Source organism: Gilliamella sp. Pra-s60, assembly GCF_009795755.1.
Classification (GTDB): domain Bacteria; phylum Pseudomonadota; class Gammaproteobacteria; order Enterobacterales; family Orbaceae; genus Gilliamella.
Map to the genome: position 1 here is coordinate 1 of NZ_WTFA01000010.1, position 25,022 is coordinate 25,022.

Below are 25,022 nucleotides of genomic sequence, written 5' to 3' on the forward strand. Positions count from 1 at the left end.
TGGTGCGAAGGTGCTAGTATAAATCACCTTTCACTTTCTTCACTCCACCGTGTTTAAAATTGCACTTCATGTTTGAATCCAGGAGATGCACTAGAAAAATTTCAATAAAATCAATACCTTTTCTGACTGATTTTTGAGCATTTTATATCCTTTATTTTTTGTTTTTGATTATTATTTAAGCGGAAAATTTGTTTGTTGCTATTTTTAACGATGATAGCAATACTCTACTCTACTTTTTAAGCACAATTACCGCTTTCCATTCGCATTAAACTCAGAATTATTGCATAATACACAGCGTATAAAAGACCAAATTTAAGTTAGGAATAATTATGGAACTTCTTTGCCCAGCAGGATCTTTACCATCACTAAAAGTCGCCATTGATAATGGTGCTGATGCTGTTTATATTGGTTTGAAAGACGATACCAATGCCCGTCATTTTGCTGGTTTGAATTTTAATGAGAAGCGTTTGATTGAGGCATCGGATTATGTGCATAAACGTGGCAAAAAGCTACATATTGCCATTAATACCTTTGCCCACCCCGATAATTTTGAACGTTGGCAATATGCAGTTGATACTGCAGCCAATATTGGTGCTGATGCGTTAATTATTGCTGATCTTGCTATGCTTGATTATGCGGCTGAAAAGTACCCCCATCTTGAGCGTCATGTTTCTGTGCAGGCGTCATCGACCAATGAGGAGTCGATTAAGTTTTATCATAATAACTTTCAAGTCCATCGTATTGTTTTGCCGCGTGTGCTTTCAATGCATCAAGTTAAACAGTTGTCACAAGTGTCACCGGTTCCGCTCGAGGTGTTTGCTTTTGGTAGCTTGTGTATTATGGCCGAGGGGCGATGCTATTTGTCATCCTATTTGACTGGCGAATCCCCTAATACCGTTGGCGCATGTTCGCCTGCCAAATTTGTTCGTTGGGAAGAGACCGAAAAAGGACTGGAATCAAGACTGAATAATGTGTTAATTGATTGCCATAAAAAAGGCGAAAATGCAGGTTACCCAACGCTATGTAAAGGACGCTATTTTGTTGGTCAGGAGCTTTATCACCCTATTGAAGAACCAACAAGTTTAAATACCATTGAGCTATTGCCTGAACTGTTTGCCGCAAATATTGCATCGGTCAAAATAGAAGGCCGTCAGCGTAGTCCTGCTTATGTTGAGCAAGTCACTAAAGTGTGGCGACAAGCCATCGATCGCTATAAAGCCAATCCGCAATCGTTCCAAGCTGAACAACGTTGGATGGATACGCTAGGTTCGGTGTCAGAAGGCACACAAACAACATTAGGCGCTTATCACCGTAAATGGCAATAAGGTGAGTTAGCAATAGGTAATGTGCTAACAGCATCAACGTAAATCATTGAAAAAGATCTAACATAAATATAGTGAGCAAAACTATGAAATACGCATTAGGACCAGTGCTTTATTATTGGCCTAAAACTGAAACAGAAGCTTTTTATTATGCCGCTAAAGAGAGTCAAGCGGATATTATTTATATGGGCGAGACGGTTTGTACTAAGCGCCGTGAAATGAAAGTCGCCAATTGGCTTGAGCTGGCAAAAGAGATTGCTAAATCTGGCAAGCAAGTCGTGCTGTCAACACTGGCTTTACTTGAGGCGCCCTCAGAACTTAATGAGTTGCGACAATTAGTAAATAATGGCGATTTTTTAGTCGAGGCCAATGATTTGGCGGCAATTAATATTGCGCAAGAACATAAGTTGCCGTTTGTTGCAGGTCCTGCCATTAACTGTTATAACGCTTTAACATTAAAGTTATTACAAAAACAAGGTATGGTGCGTTGGTGTATGCCGGTTGAGCTGTCGCGCGATTGGTTGAGTAATGTGCTTAAACAGTTTGAGAGTTTGAATATTGCACGAAATTTTGAAGTCGAAGTGTTCAGTTATGGTTATTTACCTTTGGCTTATTCAGCTCGCTGTTTTACGGCAAGATCGGAAGATAAACCTAAAGATAAGTGTGAAACTTGTTGTATTAAGTATCCTGTTGGGCGTGAGGTGTTTTCGCAAGAACAGCAAAAGGTGTTTGTGTTAAACGGTATTCAGACTCAAAGCGGTTATTGTTACAATTTAGGCAATAATCTTAAAGAGATGAAAGGATTAGTCGATATTGTTCGTATTTCGCCTCTTGGTGTTGAAACGCTTGATGTTGTAAAGCAGTTCAAAGCTAACGAAGATGGGTTAAATCCACTGACAATTGAACATAAACGAGACTGTAATGGTTACTGGAATGGGATTGCCGGACTTGAACTTACCCAATAAGCATTTTCTGCCTGAACAGTTTCGAGAAAATTTTCCTGCGCTCAATCATGATAGCGTATATCTTGATTCGGCAGCAACAGCACTTAAACCGCAAGCCTTGGTCGATGCAACACGGGTGTATTATGCTCAAAATACGGCTACAGCAAAACGCAGTTTGCACCAAGATGCGTTGCAAGTCACTTCCACAATTGATAAGGCAAGGCAAAATGTTGCCGATTTTATCAATGCTAAAAGCAGCGCTGAAATTATTTGGACTCGGGGGGCAACCGAGTCAATTAACTTAATTGCCCAGAGCTATGCTCGCCCATTATTGCAACCAGATGATGAAATTATTGTGAGTGAATTAGAGCATCATAGCAATTTGTTACCTTGGTTGATTGTGGCTGAGCAAACCGGCGCTAAAGTCGTTAAATGGTCATCGGATGTTAATGCGTTGTCGTCGTTAATGTCAGCGAAGACTAAAATTGTTGCAATTACCCAAATGTCAAACGTGACGGGTTTTTGTCCTGATTTGGCTGCAATTAGTTATATTGTTCACCAATATAATGCCGTTTTGGTGGTGGATGGTGCGCAAGGTGTTGTTCATCATGCAATTCATGTTAACCAGTTAGATATCGATTTTTATGCCTTTTCTACCCATAAGTTGTACGGTCCAACGGGGCTTGGGGTTTTATATGGTAAAAAGGCATTACTTGATCAGATGTCAGTTTGGCATGGCGGCGGTAAAATGCTAAAAAGCGCTTCGTTTGATGATTTTATTCAAGAAGATCTTCCTTATAAATTTGAAGCCGGCACACCTAATATTGCCGGTATTGTTGGTTTTAAGGCGGTACTTGAGTGGTTAAAAAGTTGGGATAATAAACAAGCAGAAAACTATACAAAACAGCTAGCTTATTATGCAAAATCGCAACTAAGCCAATTTGCCGATATTCAATTTTATAGTGTGGATGATAGCCCGATAATCACTTTTAATATTAATAATATTCATCATAATGATATTGCTATTTTGTTAAGTGAACAAAATATTGCTATTCGTACTGGCGAACTTTGTGCTCAGCCTTTGATGAATAAATTAGGTTGCCACGGTGCAGTGCGTGTTTCATTGATGCCATATAATAATCAGCAAGATGTGGATAAATTTATTTCAGTGCTACAAAGTACGATTGAAATATTGGTGTAATATTATACTAATCGGTATCTGATTTTGAATATTTGTTACACAATAATCAACCATAAATAGGTCAATATTATGCTATCACAGCAAGCTTTAATCGAATTATTTTCACAGCAACATTCTTGGCAAGATCGTTACCGGCAGCTTGTGATGTTGGCAAAGCAATTGCCTGATTTTCCTCAATCCCAAAAAACAATAGAAAACCAAGTGAATGGCTGTGAAAATCGCGTTTGGCTGACTTATCAAAAACAGGCTGATAATACCTATGTTTTTAGCGGCGATAGCGAAGGGCGAATTGTGAAAGGGTTATTGGCTGTGTTAATCAGTATTGCTAATCACAAAACAGCACAGCAAATAGCTGCCATTGATTTTCAATCGGTTTTGCATGAATTAAAAATTACTGACGAACTGAGCCAATCTCGTTTGCAAGGGCTGGAAAAATTGATTGAGCGCATTGAGTCGGTCCTATAAATAGGAGGCTAATTAGCCCCCTATTTTTAGTCTATTTTTTGTTATTGGTTAATTGTTAATATCAGTAAATAGGGTGACAACTTTCTTCACTCCTCGAACTTTACTTGCCAGCTCTGCCGCTGTTTTACCTTCTTGTGATGAGACAATACCAATTAAAAATACTTCGCTATTTTCAGTAACAACTTTAATGTTGCGTGCTTTGGTTTGCGAATTCAAAATCAGTTGAGATTTAACTTGAGTAGTTATCCAAGCATCATTGGTAATAGTTCCTGCTCCAACCGGTTCACCAATACGAATTTGGTTATAGACTTTTTTTACCCCTTCAACTTGATAAGCTAGACTTTCGGCTTTTTCGATTTGTTCATTATTTGCTTGCCCAGTTAAAAGAATATTGCCATTATAAGTGCTCGTGATAATGCGCGATCCAATAAAGAACGGCCCATTGTTTTTAATTTTCATACTCATGCGTGAACTAAGTGTTGTATCATCAACTTGGGTACCCGCAGTACGAGGATCCGTAGCAACTTTTGCCGTAGCCCCTGCACCAATCCCTATAACGGCAGCAACGCAGCCTTGCAACATTAATGTACAAGAGATTAACATTGCCATTATGGCGATCTTTTTCATTATAGCTCCTTATGATTTATTATCCTGTAATAATCAAATCCCAATATATTTGGCTTTATTATGCCTTGTAGAGGTTGATTTGCAAAATAATTTTATAATTTATGCCAGTATGTAGCATGGGGTTAGCATTTCATTAGACTTAACATCATCATAATTTTTACTCGAATTTCGATTTTTATTTTAATAAAAATCTGCTATCTTTTGTCAAGAAGTAAAATAAATCAGATGATTGGAATTGAAATATGAATCAAGATTGTATCGATTGGCTATATGGTTTATCCGCGCCAATGGTCGCTTTTAATAAGAGATATGGTGCAAGTTATACGTCACCATTTTTTTTCCCCGACAGAACATTTGTTGATATGGAGAGTGACTGGGGAATAGATTCTCGACAAAAATTACTAAACTGTGTGTTTGATATGGTTGATGATGGGCATGCACCACCATTATCTCGATATTATGCAATGTATTCTAGAGTGTCTGAATCACAATGGCGTGATTATTACCAAGCACAAGATGATTATCAAAAAATATTAATGACGTTCGTTGAACAAACTTTTTGTGTATGCGGCTACGGTGGCATTCGTAGTTGGGATTATGCCCGTATGGGATATTTGCTACGCAATGGCACAACCAATAAATATATTACTGAAGAAGAAGCTCTGTGGATTTTTTCAAAAATTGCCGAGCGTTCTCAATATTTTTATAGTTCTTGGCATCACTATTTTGCTGGTTGGTCGATTGGGTTTCAATATTGGGAAAATCTCAACAATAAAGAAGATCTTGAAGCATTACGCTGCGAATTAACCCGATCATCACAAACATATACCATGAAAATATTAACTAACGACAAGGATTCACCTTGTAATCGCCTACCTTGGTATACAGAAATCGTCGAACTAGAAAAACCAGAATCACTAGCGGAGTATGATTGGTCATGAGTACAAATTTTTGGCAATTATTAGGCATCGAAAAAACAACAGACACCGCGGTTATTCGTCAAGCATATCGTGTAAAATTACCGTTATATCATCCTGAAACGGATCCCGATGGCTTTAAAGCACTGCGTGAAGCTTATGAATCGGCAATGAATTATGCTAAATCGCCCGAAACAGCTGTTGATGAAATGACACAGAATTCAGAACAAGCAGCGCCACAACTAACAGAAGAACAAATCAAAGCAAATGAAATTTGCGAGGCTTATCAAGCCCTGTTAACCGATCCAATGCGATGCTATAACATTGATGAATGGCAAAAATTTATCGGTTCATTCTATGACTATCCCATGACAGTTATCGATTCGGTAAAATGGCGACTATTAGAACTAAGTTACAAAACAACAGATATATCTGAGTCATGTGTCAAAATTTTAGCTGATAATTTACGCTGGCGTCAGCAACTCATGACACAATTCACTGATGAATATGAAAAATATGATAATTATTTAAATAACATTGATCGCGGTGATTTATTTGATTACACATGCTTGCCAACAACCAATAAAACACTACAAAATGTAACTATCGATTATATATTTTATGCCAAATGGTTATTTTGGGAACGTAGTTCGGAAAATGTTTGTGCATTTTTAGCTCAAGATACAGTTATTTATCTTCCTGATGATAAGAAATTTATGCTCGAGTTTTCTCATTGGTATAGTAGTGCGAACCTAAAAAATCAATCTATTTTGGATTATGCTTTAAAATGTATTGCCGAAGGCGATGAAGACGAAAGTACTATTATTGAATGGAAATATATTGCCGCTATCCAATATACTTTGCTCGAAGACAAACAAAATGCCTTACAAGCTTGGTTAGAGTTGTATTATTCAGGCCATTATCAACAAAAAGCAGAAAGCTGTATAGCGGGGTGGTGTGTTTATTTTGAAAAAAATTACTTCCCATTATTAGTTATGGCGTTGAATAATAGTTATTGTGTCGCTGTCGATAAAACAGAAAATTATTTACATACTATCCCGCAAATAACGGCAACCACAACAGCACGATTAGCCGCATTAGAGAATATTGACGAGTATCCAAAAGAAATTATCGATTTTGTTAACTGGGCTTTGAATACAAGCTGGAATTACAAACAAGTCTTATCAATATTGTTACTTGATGACGGCAATAATCGATTATATCGTTTATACCGACATGCCATTATGTTGCGCCACGGTAATGAAATATTATTACAAGAAATTTTAGACGATCACTGCGATGATCCATTTGAACAATTTATTTTGCAACATTTGCAACGCCAAGCACGACAACATCTTGTATGGCTTACAGAACTTTCACCCGTGCAAGAATTTAAAACATGGTTATTTGATAATAATGAAAATGCTCAACTGCCACCTCAATTCGATTCCGAAGGAAATGGTAACCTCGCTTTATATGCCCGTTTATGGCTAGATAGATTCAGCGATATTCCTGATATTGCTAAATCACATTTATATCAAAGTTTTTCTTATTCAAATATGGAAATGTTTGATTGGGTTACGTTTTTACAATTCAATGATTATTATCAACTACAAAAATCTCCAGATCCTTCGGTTATTGCTAATAATAAAGAAGCCTATTGGCAATGGTATCGTTGTTATTTATTAGTAGTTGCAATTGCTTGTGAACCAATAGAAACCGCAAAATTTCTTCGACAAGAAAATAACACTTTTATTATTGATAAGAATAACTCATTTAAACCATTAATAGAGATATTTAAGCATGGTAATTGGCAAAATGAAACTGAGCTGTATAACCTAATTAATAATGATAGTGGGTTAATTAATAATGTTTTAATTAATTATCCAAATTCGATTGAATGGTTTATTGATACTCCTCACCTTATTGATTTTGACGATATTGAGCAAAAAATAGAGCAAATATGGACACAAAAACTGGCGAATAGAGATCCAATTTATTTAATGCTGTTGTACATAATTGTACTAAATAAACCTGAGCAAAAAAATAAATTAGATACAATGTTACAAAATATTACTGGTGATAATAAAGAGTTAATTAAAATAGCCAAAGCTCTACAAAAGAATTGGATTACACCATCTTTTGATCGCCAAAAAAACAGTTATCCTAAACAATTAAAAAAAATAACAAACCTTGCTGAACGTTGTTTGTCTAGCTATTACGGTATATGTGATGACGATGAACTTGAAACATTAGACAAGTTTAAAAACAGTAGTGACAATGATTTAGTCTTACGGCTTTGTGCGTCATTACTTATAGCAAAAAATAATGAAAATCTACAAGAACTGGAATCACAGTCATTACCTAAAAATAAGTGGTGGCAGTTTTGGCGTTGGAAAGGGCGAACCAATATAAAAGGATTTATTATACAATTATGTTGTAGCTTCATCGTGTTAGGCTTGATGAACGTACTTAACAACAATTTTGAATTGAATAGTCCTACTTTTTCTATGATTTGTTATTCCATTGCTGTAACCAATATGGTTTTTGCTTTAAAACGACGTTTTAATGATATCAATAGAGGAGAACCACCCATCGGGTTTGTGGCCGAAATATTGGCTTATCTCTTATTTTTTGCGCCATTTTGGATTTCTGGCATCAAATACACTAACCGTTTTGGACCGCCAGTAGAAAAAGCAACCAAAGAAAAGGAAAAGTAAACAAAATAAAGTCCTCTTTTTATTTCTAAAAAAGAGGACTTTTTATATTTTTAAAATTTTATTGGTTATCGATTCAGATCTTGTAAATTAGCTTCAATTTCACAACGAATTTCGTTAATTTCTTCAGGATTTTGTCTATTTAATGCTTCCATAAAAACTTCGATATATGACCCAATTAATAGTCGTTCATCACCCAATGATTGTGCCCATGCACGTTCTAACCTTGCCAATAAAGTACGATTTGGCATTTCATCACGAGGATGAATTTTAAGTGCTTTCAAGCGCTCATGACTGTCTTGTTTTTGTTTGTCTGTTAAGCCTATTGGGCTATGATCAATCACTTTGCCATGTTGCTTACCGGTTTCAACCAAAACCACATCGACTTCTAATAAGCCATTTAGATCATAACTAAAGCGAACATCAATTCCTTGCGTTCTTTCCATCGGCGTTAGGGGCACTTCAAACTCATCAATTAAAACATTGTTTTCAACGCGAGGGTTTTCGCCTTGGTAAACCGAAATACATATCACTTTTTGCTGAGGGTGTGTTGTGTAAAATGTTTTTACTTTTGATGTCGGTACAATGGTATTACGTTCAATAATGGGTGAAAATAACCCACTGACATTATTTGAACAACTTTCAATCCCGAGCGTATAAGGGCACACATCAGTTAAAATAACTTCTTCAACATCGGCATTTCGCAATCGACACGCCGCTTGAACTGCAGCACCTTGTGCCACGATCGTTGTCGGATTGATATGGCGATACGGTAATTTGCCAAATAATTTGGTCACCAGCTCACGTACCACACCCAATTGTGATGAGCCACCCACTAAGACAATATGTTCAAGCTGATTAGGTTTTAAGCGTGCATCATTTAATGCTTGTTCAATTGGTGCTCGTAGTCGATTAAGAAGTGGTAACCATAACGTTTTTGCTCGATTTTCGTTTAAAGAAAATTGCCACTGCTTATCCTGCCAAACCCAAGTTAAGGTGTGTGACTGTTCACCGTTTAATTTACATTTTAGTTGTTCGGCTAAATCTAATAAGCGAGCATAATCATCGGTCGGAATATCTTGCTTTTTAAGGTTCCATTCACTCAAACAAGCTTTAACAAGGTCATGCGTAAAATCTTCACCACCTAAATAGTTATCACCAGCAGAAGCGTGCACTTCAATAATCGGCATGGCATATTCAAGTACAGTCACATCAAATGTGCCACCACCTAAATCAAATACTAATGTATTGCCAGATTGTTCTTCGTGTAATCCATATGCCATGGCTGCGGCGGTTGGTTCATTAATTAAACGTACCGCATTTAATCCTGCTAACTCAGCAGCAAACCGTGTTTGTTTGCGTTGTTCATCATTAAAATAAGCAGGAACCGAAATAACCACATCATTAATTTCTTGTTTTAAAAACGCTTCGGCATCAGCTTTAAGTGATTTTAAAACCATGGCTGAAAGTTCAGTTGGTGTAAATTTTTTGTCACCTAATTCAAACACTTTATTTGAACCTAAAAAACGTTTAAAAGCCGCTGCGCTACGATTAGGATGTGTAGTTAAACGAGACAACGCCGCGTGTCCAACTAAAATAGAATCGTCTTCATCAATACTTACTGCAGATGGTGTAATAACTTCACCAATTGAGTTAGGGATAAGGACTGGTTTGCCATCTTGCCAAACACAAATTAAGCTGTTTGTCGTACCTAAATCAATACCGATTGGATAATGCATAAACTCTCTGAATAATATCGCAATTTTTTATTGCTTGGATTATATACTAATGCTCACCTAAATTGCAAAAATCAGACAAACACTTAGTAATAAACGATTTATAAACGACTCATAAATCATTTTTAAATAATATTTTTACTTATCAATTTGGGTAACTTGACTAACAATACTGCCTTTTTTTAGCTTTGTAATAATTAATTCACCAACAGCAACTTGTTCAGGAAGGCGAACCACTGTGTTATTTTGATTTGTCGTAACAGAGTAACCTCTTTCAAGTGTCGCAAGTGGGCTGACGCTATTAAGTTGGGAGGTTTGTAAAACAAATTGGTGTTGAGATTGAGTCAGTTTTTGCTGTACTAAATGAATAATTTGTTGCTGCTTTTGACTAACAAGCTGCTGAAAATGGTAAATTTTATTTTGTGGCGAAACACGTGATAACCGTTTATCTAATTGATTATAGTAGTTTGATTGTCTGAGCAAATATTGCTGAATATTATCGTATAATGTGTGGCGATAAGTGAGCAGCGTGTTTAGCTGTTTTGCTAACTTTGTTTGTGGGTGCTGAGTTTGCAACCGATGATACCATTTATTTAGTTTTTCTCGACTCTGTATTAAGTAGTAATCCATCGCCATAGATAAATGCTGCTGTTGAACTTGTAAGCGCTTGACCTGCTCTAGGCTATCTTGGCTAACTAATTCGGCAGCGGCCGATGGTGTTGCAGCTCTAATATCGGCAACAAAATCAGCAATGGTGAAATCAATTTCATGCCCCACCGCACTGACAATCGGTAGTTGACTTGCAAATATAGCCCTTGCAACGATTTCTTCGTTAAATGACCATAAATCTTCAATCGATCCTCCACCTCGCCCAACAATTAAGACATCACATTCTTGACGAATGTTGGCAATTTGAATCATTTTAGCAATTTGTTCAGCCGCTTCAATGCCTTGTACTTGCGTTGGGTAGATGATCAAATGCAAACTTGGATCACGACGTTTTAATATCTGGCAAATATCATGCAACGCAGCCCCCGTTGATGATGTAATAATACCAACGGTGCGGATATTTTCAGGGAGTGGTTTTTTATAAATGGCATCAAATACTCCTTCATCTGAAAGTCGTTTCTTTAACTGTTCAAATTTTTGTTGTAATAACCCCGCACCTGCGGGCTGAATTTTATCAATAATCAGTTGATATTCACCACGAGCTTCGTATAAGGTTACTGTTGCTCTAACTAAAACTTGTTGCCCATTTTGTGGCGTAAAACTAGCCCGAAAATTACTGTTGCGAAACATCGCACAACGTACTTGTGCACTATCGTCTTTTAACGAAAAATACCAATGACCTGATGATGGGCGTGAAAAGTTAGAAACTTCGCCCACTAACCAGACCTGCCCAATTGCATCAGACAGTAAATCTTTAACAATTTGATTAAGATCTTTGACCGATAAAACCGAGCTGTTTTGCATGTGATGATCCTTTGTTGCGATGATACAGATTTATACTAAATCAAATTTAGCCCAAATAGGTGCATGGTCTGAGGGTTTTTCCATTGCTCGAATAGTATAATCAATCCCTGTTTGTTGGCAATGTGATAGTAATTTTTGGCTAGCTAAAATTAGATCAATCCTAAGTCCTGTATCTGTTTCAAACCCTTTTGAGCGGTAATCGAACCATGAATATTCCTGCTTTGTTGGATGTTCGTTACGATAAGTATCTATAAAGCCAAGTGACATTAAATTGCTCATCCATTCACGCTCTTGCGGTAAAAATGAACATTTACCCATACGAAGCCAGCGTTTACGGTTTTCTTCTGAAATACCAACATCCAAATCCGTTGGGCTAATGTTCATATCGCCCATAATTAAAGTTAATTGATTATTTAATTGGTGCTTTTGTAAATGGCAAACCAGATCTTGATAAAACTTACGTTTAGCTGGATATTTAGTTTCATGATGTAAACTTTCGCCTTGCGGGAAATAACCATTAATTACGGTTAAATTTCCTTTACTAGTAGGTAATTCAACCATAATTAAACGGCACTGAGCTTCATCATCATCGGTTGGAAAACCACATTGCACTGACAATGGTTTTTGCTTTGTTAGTAAAGCAACTCCGTAATGTCCTTTTTGTCCATGATAGTTTAGGTAATAACCAAATGGTTCAAGCTCAGCAATAGGAAACTGATCATTATGAACTTTCGTTTCTTGTAAACCAATTACATCAGGCTGATATTTATCAATTATAGCTGCTAATTGGTGAATTCGAGCACGAAGGCTGTTAATATTAAATGAGATAACATTCATGTTGATTTATTGTCTTGGATTTGATGTTCTAAATACGCATCGTACCAAAAATACGTTATACTGTTAAGCTATTACAGAAAAAGCAACTCTTTGTGATAATAAGGAACTACCCAATATGTCTACGGAACTACTTGCCTTACGCGATAAAATCGATGAAGTTGATCAATCTATTTTATCTTTAATTGCAAAGCGATTAGCGTTAGTTGCCGAAGTTGGCGAAGTAAAAAGCAAGCATGGTATTCCCATTTATGATCCTAAACGTGAAGCCGATATGCTCACTAAAAGACGGCAAGAGGCTGAAAAGCAAGGTGTTTCTCCTGCTTTAATTGAAGATATTTTACGCCGTTTGATGCGTGAATCTTATATTAGCGAAAACGACAAGGGATTTAAAAAAGTCTATACAGGTCAAGGGTCTGTCGTGATTGTTGGCGGTAATGGGCAAATGGGTCGGTTATTTGCTCGGTTATTTACTTTATCGGGCTATCAGGTTAAAACATTGGGTTCAAAAACAATGCATCAAGCAGCCGAAGTTGTTGCCGATGCAATTGCTGTTATTGTGACCGTGCCAATCAATAAAACTTGCGAAATCATTAAACAATTACCACCATTACCCAAAGATTGTATTTTGACCGATTTTACATCCATAAAAACTAAACCACTCAAAGCAATGCTTGATAAGCATCAAGGCCCTGTGGTTGGTTTGCACCCAATGTTTGGTCCTGATGTGCCAAACTTAGCTAAACAAATCATTGTTTATTGTGATGGACGCGAACAGGCGAAGTATCAATGGTTAATTGAGCAAATGCGGATCTGGGGCGCTAATCTATGTGCAATTACGGCCAAAGAGCATGATAAATGTATGTCATTCATTCAGGCATTACGCCATTTTACCTCTTTTTCATATGGTGTAAATTTACAACGTGAACAAGCAGATTTGGAGCAACTTATTGCATTATCATCACCGATCTATCGGCTTGAACTGATGATGGTTGGACGCCTATTTGCGCAAGATCCTGAACTTTATGCTGATATTATCATGGCATCTGATGATAACATTGAATTAATCAAACGTTATTATGAATGTTTTGGGGAAATGGTTAATTTAATTGAACAACGTGACAAAACTAAGTTTATAAAGAACTTTAATGAAGTTACTCAGTGGTTTGGTAGTTATGCCAATCGCTTTATCAAAGAGAGTCAAGGATTATTAAAATTTGCCAATGATAATCGAGAATAATTTCATATTAACCGGGGTATTTTTCTGAAGTTTTTTACAAATTAAAATATACTGTTTATCAAAAAGTCGTTTTTTAAAAAATAGTGCTATATAGCTTTAAAACAAAGCATTATTGTTTAACAACGTGGTTAAAAATAACAAATGTTAGTGTGAGGGAATAGAATGTCTAATCGAAAATATTTTGGTACAGATGGGATTAGGGGTAAAGTTGGACAGTATCCTATCACACCAGATTTTGCACTCAAATTAGGTTGGGCAGCAGGTCGTGTGCTAGCTAAAGATGGTGTTAAAAAAGTATTAATCGGTAAAGATACCCGTATTTCAGGTTATATGCTTGAATCAGCACTAGAAGCTGGTTTTGCCTCGGCAGGAGTTGCAGCAGCCTTTACTGGGCCAATGCCAACACCTGCTATTGCGTATTTAACACGCACCTTTCGTGCTGATGCCGGCGTTGTTATTTCTGCTTCACATAATCCTTTTTATGATAATGGTATTAAGTTTTTTTCAACCGAAGGAAAAAAACTTGATGATGCCATTGAATTAGAAATTGAAGCTGAACTTGAAAAGGAGATCGACTGCGTCGAATCCAAACAACTTGGACGAGCAAGCCGTATCACCGATGCCGCAGGCCGTTATATCGAATTTTGTAAAAGCACGTTTGATCATGATTTAAGTTTAGCTGGACTTAAAATTGTTGTCGATTGTGCTAATGGCGCCACCTATCACATCGCGCCTAAAGTATTACGAGAACTTGGTGCACAAGTAATTAAAATTGGCTGTGAGCCAGACGGTGTTAATATCAACGAAAACTGTGGCGCAACAGATGTTAAAGCACTTGCTAAACGTGTTATTGACGAAAAAGCAAATTTAGGTTTTGCCTTAGACGGTGATGGTGACCGTATTATTATGGTTGATCATAAAGGTCAAAAAATTGATGGTGATTTAATTATTTATATCATTGCCCGTGAGGCATTAAGGCAAGGTCAATTAAAAGGTGGTGTTGTCGGTACATTAATGAGCAATATGGGGCTTGAGATAGCACTTAAAAATCTTGGTATTCCTTTTGTTCGGGCCAAAGTTGGGGATCGTTATGTACTTGAAAAACTAGTTGAAAAAAACTGGCGTCTAGGTGCTGAAAATTCGGGACATGTTTTATTATTAGATAAAACAACAACAGGTGATGGTATTGTTGCCGGTTTACAAGTACTTGCGGCAATGGTCCGTAATGATATGTCATTAGCAGATTTATGCAGTGGCATGACAATGCTACCACAAGTATTAATTAATGTTCGATTTTCAGGTGAACATGATCCACTAAATAGTATTCAGGTAAAATCGGCAATAGCACAAGCAGAAAAACAACTTGGTAACAATGGGCGAGTACTGATCCGTAAATCAGGAACAGAACCGCTTATTCGCGTAATGGTGGAAGGAAATAACGAAACAGAAGTGCAAAAATTGGCCGAGGCTATTGCTATAGCAGTTAAAGCCTAAAAATAGCGTCATTTATACCCATTAATTGAACCATCAATAGCACGATATTAGAAGTAAAATAATAATTGAAGTTGTAAATGTTTACATAATTTTAGTAAAAAGTGTCTAAATTCTTAATTTAGTTAATCAAAGGTTGACTTAATATAGGCAATTAGGTTTAAAATAGTAACTTCTTATTGCAGCGATTGCTTATATCTTTTTAAATAGGCTATAAGCAATGTTTTATTTTTAGGAATAGGTTAAGAGGGTTATATGTCAGTTTCCTCTCCAGCTTCACCACAAGCTTATATCAAGCACCATCTTGAGAACTTGCAAGTAGGTTCTGGTTTTTGGACCTTAAATCTTGACTCGTTGTTCTTTTCGATTCTGCTTGGTGTTATCTTTCTATGGGTATTTCATCGTGTTGCCCAAAAAGCAACTAGCGGAGTGCCAAGTAAATTACAATGTGCAGTCGAAATGATCTTTGAATTTGTCAATAATACAGTCAAAGACATGTTTACTGGTCAAAATAAGCTCATTGCTCCGTTAGCATTAACGGTATTTATTTGGGTTTTTTTGATGAATTTAATGGATCTTATCCCAGTTGATTTTCTACCTTATGCAGGTCAATATTTAGGCTTGTCACACTTAAGAGTAGTACCAACGGCAGATGTTAGCATTACTATGTCAATGTCTTTAGGGGTATTTGCACTTATTATAATTTATTCAATTAAATACAAAGGAATTTCAGGGTTTATTAAAGAATATACCTTACATCCTTTTAATCACTGGGCATTTGCACCAATCAATTTAGTGCTTGAGCTGGTCAGCCTTTTAGCTAAACCAGTTTCTTTAGGGCTTCGACTTTTCGGTAATATGTATGCAGGTGAACTTATCTTCATCCTTATCGCTGCATTATTGCCTTGGTGGTCACAATGGGTACTATCGTTACCATGGGCCATTTTTCATATTTTAATTATTACGTTACAAGCTTTTATTTTTATGGTGTTGACGATCGTCTATTTAGCTATGGCGTCGGCAACGGAAGATCATTAATTTTAATATTTTTTTGTTAATAAACTGGAGTATATAATGGATAGTATGTTATTTGTAGCCGCAGGCATTATGATGGGATTAGCTGCAATTGGTGGTGCAGTTGGTATTGGCTTATTAGGTGGCAAGTTTTTAGAAGGTGCTGCGCGTCAACCTGAATTAATGCCTATGTTACGTACTCAATTCTTTATCGTTATGGGTCTAGTTGATGCAATCCCAATGATCTGTGTAGGTATTGCGCTTTACGTTATCTTTGCTGTTGCAGGTTAATAAAAATTTAAGAGGAATCGTGTCATGAATATGAACGCAACTCTCCTCGGCCAAGCAATTACATTTGTATTGTTTGTTTGGTTCTGTATGAAGTTTGTTTGGCCGCCAGTTATTAGTGCGATTGAAAAACGCCAAAAAGAGATAGCAGATGGCCTTGCTTCAGCAGAAACAGCAAAAAAAGATTTGGAATTAGCCAAAGCAAATACATCTGACATAATGCAACAGGCTAAGGTTGAGGCTAATGCAATTATTGAGCAAGCAAACAAACGTAAAGCAGCTATTCTTGAGGAAGCAAAGCAAGAAGCTGTGCGTGAAAAAGAGCGAATTGTTGCTCAAGGACTTGCCGAAGTAGACGCCGAACGCAAACGAGCAAGAGAAGAACTCAAACAACAAGTTGCAACACTTGCTATTGCTGGGGCAGAAAAAATTATTCAACGCTCTGTTAATGAAGCCGCAAATAGCGACATCATTGATAAACTCGTAGCTGAACTATAAGGAGAATAGAGCAATGGCTGACTTAATTACAATTGCTCGCCCTTATGCTAAAGCTGCTTTCGATTTCGCGGTAGAAAAAAACGGCATCGAATCATGGCATAAAATGTTGGTGTTAACTTCACAAGTGAGCCAAGACCCACAAGTCCGAAGTATTTTAACATCTGACATGAAAACTGATTCGGTGGCTAACCTACTCATCAACATCTGTAAAGACGTGTTGGATGAGTTTAGTACCAATTTTATTAAAATTATGGCTGAGAACAAACGATTATCACTTCTTCCTGAAGTGCTAACTTTGTTTGAACAATACTGTTTGGATAGAGATTCTCAAGCAGATGTAGATGTTATTTCTGCTGATGAGCTCACAAATGAACAACTTAATAAAATTTCTGTCGCTGTCGAAAAACGTTTATCACGAAAAGTAAAACTAAAATGTCATATAGATAAATCGCTCATTTCTGGTTTTATTATTCGTACGGGCGATATGGTTATTGATAGTAGTATCAGAGGGCGTTTAAATCGTTTAAATGACGCTCTACAGTCTTAAGGGGACTGATAATGCAGCTAAATTCAACTGAAATAAGTGAACTAATTAAAGAGCGAATAGCTCAGTTCAATATTGTGAGTGATGCTCACAATGAAGGAACTATCATATCTGTAAGTGATGGTATTCTTCGAATCCACGGATTAACCGACGTAATGCAAGGCGAAATGATTGCATTACCAGGGGGTCGCTATGCAATGGCACTTAACCTTGAAAGAGACTCAGTCGGTGCGGTAGTTATGGGACCATACGAAGACTTGTCTGAAGGTATGAAAGTACAATGTACTGGTCGTATTTTACAAGTACCCGTTGGTGAAGGTTTATTAGGACGTGTAATTAATACACTAGGTGAACCAATTGATGGTAAAGGATCGCTTCAACATGATGGTTTCTCGCCAGTAGAAGTTGTTGCCCCTGGTGTTATCGATCGTAAATCTGTTGACCAAGCTTTACAAACTGGTTATAAAGCGGTTGATTCAATGATTCCAATTGGCCGTGGTCAACGGGAACTTATCATCGGTGACCGTCAAACAGGTAAAACCGCATTAGCAATCGATGCTATCATCAATCAACGTAATTCAGGCGTTAAATGTATTTATGTTGCGATTGGTCAAAAACAATCAACTATTGCGAATGTAGTGCGTAAACTTGAAGAGCATGGCGCACTTAAGAACACGATTGTGGTTGTAGCATCTGCTTCAGAATCGGCTGCGTTACAATATTTAGCACCGTATGCAGGTTGTGCAATGGGTGAATACTTCCGTGACCGCGGTCAAGATGCATTAATTGTTTATGATGATTTATCAAAACAAGCCGTTGCTTATCGTCAAATTTCGTTATTACTCCGCCGTCCACCTGGACGTGAAGCTTATCCTGGTGATGTATTCTATCTTCACTCTCGTTTACTTGAACGTGCTGCGCGCGTTAACGAAGCTTATGTTGAAGAATTCACCAAAGGCGAAATTAAAGGTAAAACAGGTTCATTAACAGCATTACCAATCATAGAAACTCAAGCTGGTGACGTTTCAGCATTCGTACCAACTAACGTAATTTCAATTACCGATGGTCAGATATTCCTTGAAACTAGCTTATTTAACTCAGGTATTCGCCCTGCAGTTAACCCTGGTATTTCGGTTTCTCGTGTAGGTGGTGCGGCACAAACTAAGATAATGAAAAAATTATCAGGTGGTATTCGTACTGCACTTGCACAGTATCGTGAATTAGCTGCGTTCTCTCAATTTGCATCAGACTTAGATGAAGCAACAAGAAACCAATTAAGCCACGGTGAAAAAGTCACTGAACTATTGAAACAAAAGCAATACTCACCAATGACAGTTGCTGAACAATCAATAGTACTTTACGCCGCTGAGCGTGGTTATCTTGAAGATGTTGAACTGGCTAAAGTATTACCATTTGAAACAGCATTACTTGCTTATGCCCATAGTCAATACGCCGATTTTGTCAAATCAATTGACGAAACAGGTAATTACAATGATGAGATTGAAGCTAAGCTAAAAGAGTTACTCGAAAGCTTTAAATCAACTCAAACATGGTAAGGGTGAGGTAAAAAATGGCTAATGCAAAAGAGATTAGAACAAAAATTGCCAGTATCCAAAGTACGCAAAAAATCACTAAAGCGATGGAAATGGTTGCCAATTCTAAAATGCGTAAAACACAAGATAGAATGGCTGCTAGTCGACCATATGCCGAAATGATTCGTGAAGTAATTGGACATTTAGCGTTAGCTCAGATAGGCGCCAAACATCCTTATTTAGAAGAAAGAGATGTAAAGCGAGTTGGCTATCTTATCATTTCAACCGATCGTGGTTTATGTGGTGGTTTAAATATCAATCTTTTTAAAACTGTCATTGCTGATATGTCAGCATGGCAGGAAAAGGGTGTTGAAGCAGATGTTGCTTTAATTGGTTCGCGGGGTGTTTCGTTTTTTACATCAGTAAAAACAAATATTTTGACTCAAGTAACTAACTTGGGTGATGAACCAACTTTATCTGATTTAATTGGCCCGGTAAAAACAATGCTTGAGGCATACGATAACGGTAAAATTGATAAATTATATATTGTTACTAATAAATTTATTAATACCATGTCGCAAAAACCAACAATCCAGCAGTTATTACCATTACCGCCATCAGAGGATAAAGAGCTTAAAGCTTCATCATGGGATTATATTTATGAGCCTGATGCTAAATCATTATTAGATGTAATTTTACGTCGCTATATTGAATCACAAGTCTATCAAGCAGTTGTTGATAATTTAGCGAGTGAACAAGCAGCAAGAATGGTGGCCATGAAAGCAGCAACAGATAATGGTGCAAACTTAATCAATGAATTACAAATTGTGTATAACAAAGCCCGTCAAGGTGCTATCACGAATGAATTAATTGATATTGTATCAGGTGCAGCTGCTGTTTCAGGTTAGTGCTAAATATTGGCTTATAGTTAAGAAAAAGACGTAGAGGATTAAAAATGGCTACTGGAAAGATTGTCCAGATCATCGGTGCGGTGGTTGATGTCGAGTTCCCAGAAGATGCTGTACCAAAGGTATATGACGCATTAGAAGTGGAAACAGGCACTGAGAAATTAGTTCTGGAAGTTCAACAACAATTAGGTGGTGGCGTTGTTTGTTGTATCGCAATGGGTTCATCTGATGGTTTAAGACGTGGACTTAGCGTAGTAAACACAGGTCACGGCATCGAAGTGCCGGTTGGTACAAAAACACTAGGTCGTATTATGAACGTACTTGGTGATCCTGTTGATAAAGCAGGTCCAATTGGCGAAGAAGAACGTTGGGCGATTCACCGTGCAGCTCCAACCTATGAAGAACTTGCAAACTCAACAGAATTACTTGAAACAGGTATTAAAGTTATCGACTTAATTTGTCCATTTGCTAAAGGTGGTAAAGTCGGTCTATTCGGTGGTGCTGGTGTAGGTAAAACCGTTAACATGATGGAGCTAATCCGTAACATTGCGATCGAACACTCTGGTTACTCTGTATTTACTGGTGTAGGTGAGCGTACTCGTGAAGGTAATGACTTCTATCATGAAATGAAAGAATCAAACGTACTTGATAAAGTATCGTTAGTTTATGGTCAAATGAATGAGCCACCAGGAAACCGTTTACGTGTTGCGTTAACAGGGTTAACCATGGCTGAAAAATTCCGTGACGAAGGTAAAGACGTTTTATTATTTATTGATAATATTTACCGTTATACCTTAGCAGGTACCGAAGTATCCGCGCTATTAGGTCGTATGCCATCAGCAGTAGGTTACCAACCGACATTAGCCGAAGAAATGGGGTTATTACAAGAACGTATTACTTCAACAAAAACGGGATCAATCACATCAATCCAAGCGGTATATGTACCAGCGGATGACTTAACTGACCCGTCACCAGCAACAACCTTTGCGCACTTAGATGCAACAATCGTATTGAGTCGTCAAATTGCTTCTTTAGGTATCTATCCTGCGGTAGATCCACTAGATTCAACAAGTCGCCAATTAGATCCTTTAGTTGTTGGGCAAGAGCATTATGATTGTGCTCGTGGCGTTCAATCGATTCTACAACGTTATCAAGAATTAAAAGACATTATTGCAATTCTTGGTATGGATGAGCTATCAGAAGATGATAAATTGATCGTTGCGCGTGCTCGTAAAATTCAACGATTCTTATCTCAACCATTCTTTGTTGCAGAAGTATTTACAGGATCACCAGGGAAATATGTACCATTAAAAGACACTATTAGTGCATTTAAAGGAATCATGAACGGTGATTATGATCATATCCCTGAACAAGCATTTTATATGGTTGGTTCAATTGATGAAGCAATTGAGAAAGCAAAATCTCTCTAAGAGATTCATTGAACTAAGATCATATTAATGGAGATCGTATTATGGCACTAACTTCCTATCAATTAGAAGTTGTTAGTGCTGAATCTCACCTATTTTCAGGTGATGTTCAGCGAATCAGAGTAACAGGTAGAGAAGGTGAATTAGGAATTTACCCTGGGCATACTCCCCTACTCACAACCATAAAACCAGGAATGGTTGGGATTGTGAAGGCAAATGGCGAAGAAGAGTTTATCTATCTATCCGGTGGCATCTTAGAGGTTCAACCTAATATCGTAACCATCTTAGCAGATACAGCGATTCGTGGCGAAGACCTAGATGAAGCAAGAGCACAAGAAGCAGTGAGACAAGCACAAGAACACATCAATCACCTAAGTGATGATATGACATTTGCCCAAGCTTCTGCCGAACTGTCAAAAGCTTTAGCAAAAATTCGTGTTATAGAATTAACACGCCGTATAGGTCAATAATTTACATTTGATGCTCTACTATATATAAAAAGGTTGCTTACATTGCTAAGTAACCTTTTTTAATTTTAGCTTACCAAAGTTAGATTGAAACGTAACACTAACTAGATTTATTGGTTGCTATCAGCGATAATCTAAATAAATCTTATCAACATTAACACAACTATGTTTACCATTTACCATTCAAATCAAGTCGATCTACTTAAATCACTCGTGAGCGAGTTAATGCGTAGGCAACCATTAGAGGACGTATTTACGCCCGATATTGTTATGGTACAAAGCCAAGGTATGTCACAATGGCTACAAATTGCGTTGGCAGATGATTTAGGTATTGTGGCTAATGTTGATTTTCTTTTTCCAACGCAGTTTATTTGGCAACTTTATCAAACATTATTACCCGAGGCACCAATTGAAAATAGTTATAATGTTGAATCAATGAGCTGGCGTTTGTATTATTTGTTGCCTCAAGTTATTAAACAACCTGAATTTACTTCACTTAAACATTATCTTGATATTGATAAACAAGATAGAAAACAGTATCAATTAGCAATACGAATCGCTCGGTTATTTGACCAATATTTAGTTTATCGTCCTGATTGGTTAGCAAAATGGGAAGCAAACCAAACTGTAGCTGAATTAAACAATCATTCTGATGAAGTATGGCAAGCAGAGCTGTGGAGGAAGTTGCTATCAATCAGTCAACCTTATCATCGTGCTAATATTTATCAACAAATGCTTGAAATTTTATCAGATGATAGCTTTGATCGCTCACGTTTAAATTCGTTACCCAATCGTATTTTTATTTTTGGTATTACCTCGCTACCGCCGATTTACCTTTCACTTCTTGCAGCACTAGGAAAACATATTGATGTGCATTTAATGTTTAATAATCCGTGTAAATGGTATTGGGGTGATATTGTTGAAAAGCAGTTGTCGGATATATTAAACACCCCAGACAAAATCCCTAATCCACTTTTAACTTCGTGGGGAAAACTTGGACGTGATAATCTGTTTTTGTTACAGGAATTTAATGATAAACAAGATATTGATGTATTTGTCGATCAAAACCGAGATTGTCTATTACATGCAATTCAGCAAGATATTCTTGAACTTTATCCAATAGCTGATGTTCAAAAACCAATTGAACTCATAGATAAATCTCTATCGTTTCATGCTTGTCATAGTGAACAACGTGAAGTTGAAGTACTGTATGATTATCTTTTATCTGTTTTTGATGAAGATCCTACACTAGAATTACGCGATTGCATTGTGATGGTGTCCGATATTGATAAATATGTTCCTTATATTCGGGCTGTTTTTGGTAATGCTTATGGAAAGCGTTATTTGCCTTTTACTATTTCTGATCAAAAAGCCCGAAATATTGATCCGATTGTTCAAGGTTTTTTTACTATTCTAAATTTCCCACAAAGTCGATTTACGGCTGAAGAACTGTTTAACTTATTAGAAATACCAGCAATTTCAGAAAAATTTGCAATTAGTGAATCTCAATTAACATTGTTGCGCACATGGATTGTTGAATCCGGTATTCGCTTTGGTCTTGAAAACGCACATAGTTGGTTATTTGGACTTGAGCGATTATTACTTGGCTACACCATGAATAGCGAACAAGGTGGTTGGCAACAAATATTGCCGTATGATGGTGCAACAGGTTTAGATGCGGAATTAATTGGTCAATTGGCAGAGTTTATTAAAGTCGTAAGTAAATGGTTCACGATCCTAAGTGAGGATAAACCATTAATTGAATGGCAAAGTTGCTGTCTTGAATTGATCAACGATTTTTTTGTCAGTAATCATCAACGTGAATCTATTTTAATGATGATCGAAGAAGAATGGCAAAAACTAATCAATAGTGGTTTATCGGCTAACTATTTAGATAATATTTCTATCACTATTTTGCATGATGCTATGCAATCTCGCTTAGAACAGAATCATTTAGCACATCGTTTTTTAGTCGGTAAAATAAACTTTTGTACTATGATGCCAATGCGCTCTATTCCATTTAAAGTTGTTTGTTTATTGGGTATGAATGATGGTGATTATCCAAGAACATCACTACCACTTGATTTTGATCTTATTGCTCATCACCCAAAGCGAGGCGATCGCAGTCGTCGTAATGATGATCGCTATCTCTTTTTAGAAGCCATTTTATCGGCGCAAAATCAGCTCTATATCAGTTATATTGGACGAGATATAAAAGATGATAGTGAACGTTATCCCTCAATACTCGTTGATGAATTTTGGGAATATATTGCACAATATTATAATATTCCTGTAAATCAGATTAATAACATTACTAACAACTTGGATTTTTTACGGGTCAACCACACTCGTACACCATTTAATCCCCTAAATTTTCTAGAAAATCCCAAGAGTTATGCCGATGAATGGTTACCAGCCGCATTACAGCAAGGGAAAAATCAGGAGTTTATTAGTGAAATACCCGCTATCAGTGTCGATAATATCAGTCTTGATGAGTTAAAACGATTTTACCAACATCCAATTAGACTATTTTTACAAAAGCGCTTTAATTTTTATCTTAACTATCTTGATGATACGTTACCAGATGCGGAAAACTTTAATCTTGATAGTTTACAGCGTTACCAATTAAATTTGCAGATTTTAAATCAACTTATTGCCAAAGAACCTCAACGTTCAGATAATTTATATCAACATTTAGCACTAACGGGTGATTTACCTGACGGTGCATTTGGTCAGATTATTTACCATGAGCAAAATGAAACAATGCAATCATTAGCTGATAAAATCTGCCAAGAACGCTTGGACATGACAACGCAAGAAGTTAATTTGACTATTTTACTGAATCAACAACATTACCAATTACAAGGTTGGTTAACCCATATTCAACAAGATGGTATTTTAACATGGCAGCCATCTAAGCTTTCCATTCGTGATGGTATTTCATTATGGATTGATCATTTGGTTTATTGCATTTTAAATCCCAATAAAATTGAGAGTCAAAGTCGTATATATGGTAGAGAAGATAATGAATGGCGATTTTCACATTTAAATGCAGATCAAGCTTTAACTATATTAACTAATTTAGTTGAAGGCTATTTACAAGGTATCAATGAACCATTATTAATGCCATTAAAAAGTTCATGGAGTTGGTTAATTACAGCTTATGACAAAAAAACAGGTAAAATTATTGCTAGCGATAGGGCTATCAATCAGCTTTTAAATTCATGGCAAGGAGGATTTAATCAATCCGCTGAGAGTGATAGTTATTATACTCGTCTTTATCCTGAATTAACCGATAAACTCATTGAGCAAATTATATTTGCTGCTGAGCGATTTTTATTGCCAATTTTATTACATCAAAAAGCAGTAGAATAGGA

At 36.8% G+C, this 25,022-nt stretch carries 21 protein-coding genes; 17 read left to right on the plus strand and 4 right to left on the minus strand.

What is annotated here, in order from left to right; all coding sequences use genetic code 11:
• Window positions 1-329: 329 nt before the first annotated feature.
• The 4 genes from GQ596_RS07730 (at window position 330) to csdE (ending at window position 3,932) form a co-directional block, all read left to right on the plus strand.
• Window positions 330-1,325 carry a peptidase U32 family protein gene (locus GQ596_RS07730; protein ID WP_160401102.1) on the plus strand — a complete coding sequence of 332 codons (996 nt, stop codon included), beginning with the start codon at window positions 330-332 and terminating at the stop codon, window positions 1,323-1,325.
• An 83-nt stretch (window positions 1,326-1,408) separates the two neighbouring features.
• A complete protein-coding gene (locus GQ596_RS07735; protein WP_160401103.1) occupies window positions 1,409-2,287 on the plus strand; it encodes a U32 family peptidase in 879 nt (292 codons plus the stop codon).
• Window positions 2,244-3,467, plus strand: a complete 1,224-nt coding sequence (csdA, locus tag GQ596_RS07740) for a cysteine desulfurase CsdA (RefSeq protein WP_237398386.1) — start codon at window positions 2,244-2,246, stop codon at window positions 3,465-3,467. The genes GQ596_RS07735 and csdA overlap by 44 nt, the downstream gene beginning before the upstream one ends.
• A gap of 69 nt (window positions 3,468-3,536) precedes the next feature.
• Complete coding sequence (gene csdE / locus GQ596_RS07745) at window positions 3,537-3,932, plus strand: cysteine desulfurase sulfur acceptor subunit CsdE (RefSeq protein ID WP_160401104.1); 396 nt, start codon at window positions 3,537-3,539, stop codon at window positions 3,930-3,932.
• A gap of 48 nt (window positions 3,933-3,980) precedes the next feature.
• Here the strand turns inward: csdE and dolP are convergent, their stop codons facing one another.
• A complete protein-coding gene (dolP, locus tag GQ596_RS07750) occupies window positions 3,981-4,559 on the minus strand; it encodes a division/outer membrane stress-associated lipid-binding lipoprotein (protein WP_160401105.1) in 579 nt (192 codons plus the stop codon).
• A 242-nt stretch (window positions 4,560-4,801) separates the two neighbouring features.
• Here dolP and GQ596_RS07755 point away from each other — a divergent pair, with 242 nt between their 5' ends.
• Window positions 4,802-5,500 (plus strand): DUF1266 domain-containing protein, encoded by a 699-nt coding sequence (locus tag GQ596_RS07755; RefSeq protein WP_160401106.1) that lies wholly within the window; start codon window positions 4,802-4,804, stop codon window positions 5,498-5,500.
• Entirely contained in the window at window positions 5,497-8,196 is a 2,700-nt protein-coding gene (locus tag GQ596_RS07760) for a hypothetical protein (RefSeq protein WP_160401107.1), read from the plus strand. Before GQ596_RS07755 ends, GQ596_RS07760 begins: the two co-directional genes overlap by 4 nt.
• Window positions 8,197-8,261: 65 nt before the next feature.
• Here the strand turns inward: GQ596_RS07760 and GQ596_RS07765 are convergent, their stop codons facing one another.
• The 3 genes from GQ596_RS07765 to xthA form a co-directional block, all read right to left on the minus strand.
• Window positions 8,262-9,932 (minus strand): molecular chaperone HscC, encoded by a 1,671-nt coding sequence (locus GQ596_RS07765; RefSeq protein ID WP_160401108.1) that lies wholly within the window; start codon window positions 9,930-9,932, stop codon window positions 8,262-8,264.
• Window positions 9,933-10,067: 135 nt separating this feature from the next.
• Window positions 10,068-11,402, minus strand: coding sequence for an exodeoxyribonuclease VII large subunit (gene xseA / locus GQ596_RS07770; protein WP_160401109.1), 1,335 nt, complete (start codon window positions 11,400-11,402; stop codon window positions 10,068-10,070).
• Between the two features lie 30 nt (window positions 11,403-11,432).
• The gene (gene xthA, locus GQ596_RS07775; RefSeq protein WP_160401110.1) at window positions 11,433-12,239 is read right to left on the minus strand and encodes an exodeoxyribonuclease III; all 807 of its coding nucleotides are present in this window, start codon (window positions 12,237-12,239) and stop codon (window positions 11,433-11,435) included.
• A 115-nt stretch (window positions 12,240-12,354) separates the two neighbouring features.
• On the opposite strand from xthA, the gene tyrA reads away from it, so the two are divergent.
• The 11 genes from tyrA (at window position 12,355) to recC (ending at window position 25,020) form a co-directional block, all read left to right on the plus strand.
• Complete coding sequence (gene tyrA, locus GQ596_RS07780; protein WP_160401111.1) at window positions 12,355-13,476, plus strand: bifunctional chorismate mutase/prephenate dehydrogenase; 1,122 nt, start codon at window positions 12,355-12,357, stop codon at window positions 13,474-13,476.
• A gap of 162 nt (window positions 13,477-13,638) precedes the next feature.
• Window positions 13,639-14,970, plus strand: a complete 1,332-nt coding sequence (gene glmM / locus GQ596_RS07785; protein WP_160401112.1) for a phosphoglucosamine mutase — start codon at window positions 13,639-13,641, stop codon at window positions 14,968-14,970.
• A gap of 252 nt (window positions 14,971-15,222) precedes the next feature.
• A complete protein-coding gene (atpB, locus tag GQ596_RS07790) occupies window positions 15,223-16,005 on the plus strand; it encodes a F0F1 ATP synthase subunit A (protein WP_160401113.1) in 783 nt (260 codons plus the stop codon).
• Window positions 16,006-16,041: 36 nt separating this feature from the next.
• Window positions 16,042-16,272 (plus strand): F0F1 ATP synthase subunit C, encoded by a 231-nt coding sequence (gene atpE, locus GQ596_RS07795; protein ID WP_034901511.1) that lies wholly within the window; start codon window positions 16,042-16,044, stop codon window positions 16,270-16,272.
• A gap of 24 nt (window positions 16,273-16,296) precedes the next feature.
• Window positions 16,297-16,767 (plus strand): F0F1 ATP synthase subunit B, encoded by a 471-nt coding sequence (gene atpF / locus GQ596_RS07800; RefSeq protein WP_160401114.1) that lies wholly within the window; start codon window positions 16,297-16,299, stop codon window positions 16,765-16,767.
• Window positions 16,768-16,780: 13 nt separating this feature from the next.
• Window positions 16,781-17,314 (plus strand): F0F1 ATP synthase subunit delta, encoded by a 534-nt coding sequence (gene atpH / locus GQ596_RS07805; RefSeq protein ID WP_160401115.1) that lies wholly within the window; start codon window positions 16,781-16,783, stop codon window positions 17,312-17,314.
• Between the two features lie 11 nt (window positions 17,315-17,325).
• Window positions 17,326-18,867 carry a F0F1 ATP synthase subunit alpha gene (gene atpA, locus GQ596_RS07810; RefSeq protein ID WP_160401116.1) on the plus strand — a complete coding sequence of 514 codons (1,542 nt, stop codon included), beginning with the start codon at window positions 17,326-17,328 and terminating at the stop codon, window positions 18,865-18,867.
• Between the two features lie 14 nt (window positions 18,868-18,881).
• Window positions 18,882-19,751 (plus strand): F0F1 ATP synthase subunit gamma, encoded by an 870-nt coding sequence (atpG, locus tag GQ596_RS07815; protein ID WP_160401117.1) that lies wholly within the window; start codon window positions 18,882-18,884, stop codon window positions 19,749-19,751.
• Window positions 19,752-19,798: 47 nt separating this feature from the next.
• On the plus strand, window positions 19,799-21,181 hold the full coding sequence (gene atpD, locus GQ596_RS07820; protein WP_160401118.1) for a F0F1 ATP synthase subunit beta: 1,383 nt from the start codon (window positions 19,799-19,801) through the stop codon (window positions 21,179-21,181).
• 41 nt (window positions 21,182-21,222) lie between these two features.
• Window positions 21,223-21,648 (plus strand): F0F1 ATP synthase subunit epsilon, encoded by a 426-nt coding sequence (locus GQ596_RS07825; RefSeq protein ID WP_160401119.1) that lies wholly within the window; start codon window positions 21,223-21,225, stop codon window positions 21,646-21,648.
• Window positions 21,649-21,810: 162 nt separating this feature from the next.
• Window positions 21,811-25,020 carry an exodeoxyribonuclease V subunit gamma gene (gene recC / locus GQ596_RS07830; protein WP_160401120.1) on the plus strand — a complete coding sequence of 1,070 codons (3,210 nt, stop codon included), beginning with the start codon at window positions 21,811-21,813 and terminating at the stop codon, window positions 25,018-25,020.
• Window positions 25,021-25,022: the final 2 nt, after the last annotated feature.

What these genes read in the sequence shown, in the direction of transcription:
- atpD (WP_160401118.1), top strand. Translation starts at nt 19,799, where the DNA reads ATGGCTACTGGAAAGATTGTCCAGATCATCGGTGCGGTGGTTGATGTC.
- GQ596_RS07760 (WP_160401107.1), top strand. Translation starts at nt 5,497, where the DNA reads ATGAGTACAAATTTTTGGCAATTATTAGGCATCGAAAAAACAACAGAC.
- atpH (WP_160401115.1), top strand. Translation starts at nt 16,781, where the DNA reads ATGGCTGACTTAATTACAATTGCTCGCCCTTATGCTAAAGCTGCTTTC.
- GQ596_RS07765 (WP_160401108.1), bottom strand. Translation starts at nt 9,932, where the DNA reads ATGCATTATCCAATCGGTATTGATTTAGGTACGACAAACAGCTTAATT.
- recC (WP_160401120.1), top strand. Translation starts at nt 21,811, where the DNA reads ATGTTTACCATTTACCATTCAAATCAAGTCGATCTACTTAAATCACTC.
- GQ596_RS07755 (WP_160401106.1), top strand. Translation starts at nt 4,802, where the DNA reads ATGAATCAAGATTGTATCGATTGGCTATATGGTTTATCCGCGCCAATG.
- atpE (WP_034901511.1), top strand. Translation starts at nt 16,042, where the DNA reads ATGGATAGTATGTTATTTGTAGCCGCAGGCATTATGATGGGATTAGCT.
- dolP (WP_160401105.1), bottom strand. Translation starts at nt 4,559, where the DNA reads ATGAAAAAGATCGCCATAATGGCAATGTTAATCTCTTGTACATTAATG.
- glmM (WP_160401112.1), top strand. Translation starts at nt 13,639, where the DNA reads ATGTCTAATCGAAAATATTTTGGTACAGATGGGATTAGGGGTAAAGTT.
- atpB (WP_160401113.1), top strand. Translation starts at nt 15,223, where the DNA reads ATGTCAGTTTCCTCTCCAGCTTCACCACAAGCTTATATCAAGCACCAT.
- atpF (WP_160401114.1), top strand. Translation starts at nt 16,297, where the DNA reads ATGAATATGAACGCAACTCTCCTCGGCCAAGCAATTACATTTGTATTG.
- atpA (WP_160401116.1), top strand. Translation starts at nt 17,326, where the DNA reads ATGCAGCTAAATTCAACTGAAATAAGTGAACTAATTAAAGAGCGAATA.
- GQ596_RS07735 (WP_160401103.1), top strand. Translation starts at nt 1,409, where the DNA reads ATGAAATACGCATTAGGACCAGTGCTTTATTATTGGCCTAAAACTGAA.
- csdA (WP_237398386.1), top strand. Translation starts at nt 2,244, where the DNA reads ATGGTTACTGGAATGGGATTGCCGGACTTGAACTTACCCAATAAGCAT.
- GQ596_RS07825 (WP_160401119.1), top strand. Translation starts at nt 21,223, where the DNA reads ATGGCACTAACTTCCTATCAATTAGAAGTTGTTAGTGCTGAATCTCAC.
- tyrA (WP_160401111.1), top strand. Translation starts at nt 12,355, where the DNA reads ATGTCTACGGAACTACTTGCCTTACGCGATAAAATCGATGAAGTTGAT.
- atpG (WP_160401117.1), top strand. Translation starts at nt 18,882, where the DNA reads ATGGCTAATGCAAAAGAGATTAGAACAAAAATTGCCAGTATCCAAAGT.
- xseA (WP_160401109.1), bottom strand. Translation starts at nt 11,402, where the DNA reads ATGCAAAACAGCTCGGTTTTATCGGTCAAAGATCTTAATCAAATTGTT.
- xthA (WP_160401110.1), bottom strand. Translation starts at nt 12,239, where the DNA reads ATGAATGTTATCTCATTTAATATTAACAGCCTTCGTGCTCGAATTCAC.
- GQ596_RS07730 (WP_160401102.1), top strand. Translation starts at nt 330, where the DNA reads ATGGAACTTCTTTGCCCAGCAGGATCTTTACCATCACTAAAAGTCGCC.
- csdE (WP_160401104.1), top strand. Translation starts at nt 3,537, where the DNA reads ATGCTATCACAGCAAGCTTTAATCGAATTATTTTCACAGCAACATTCT.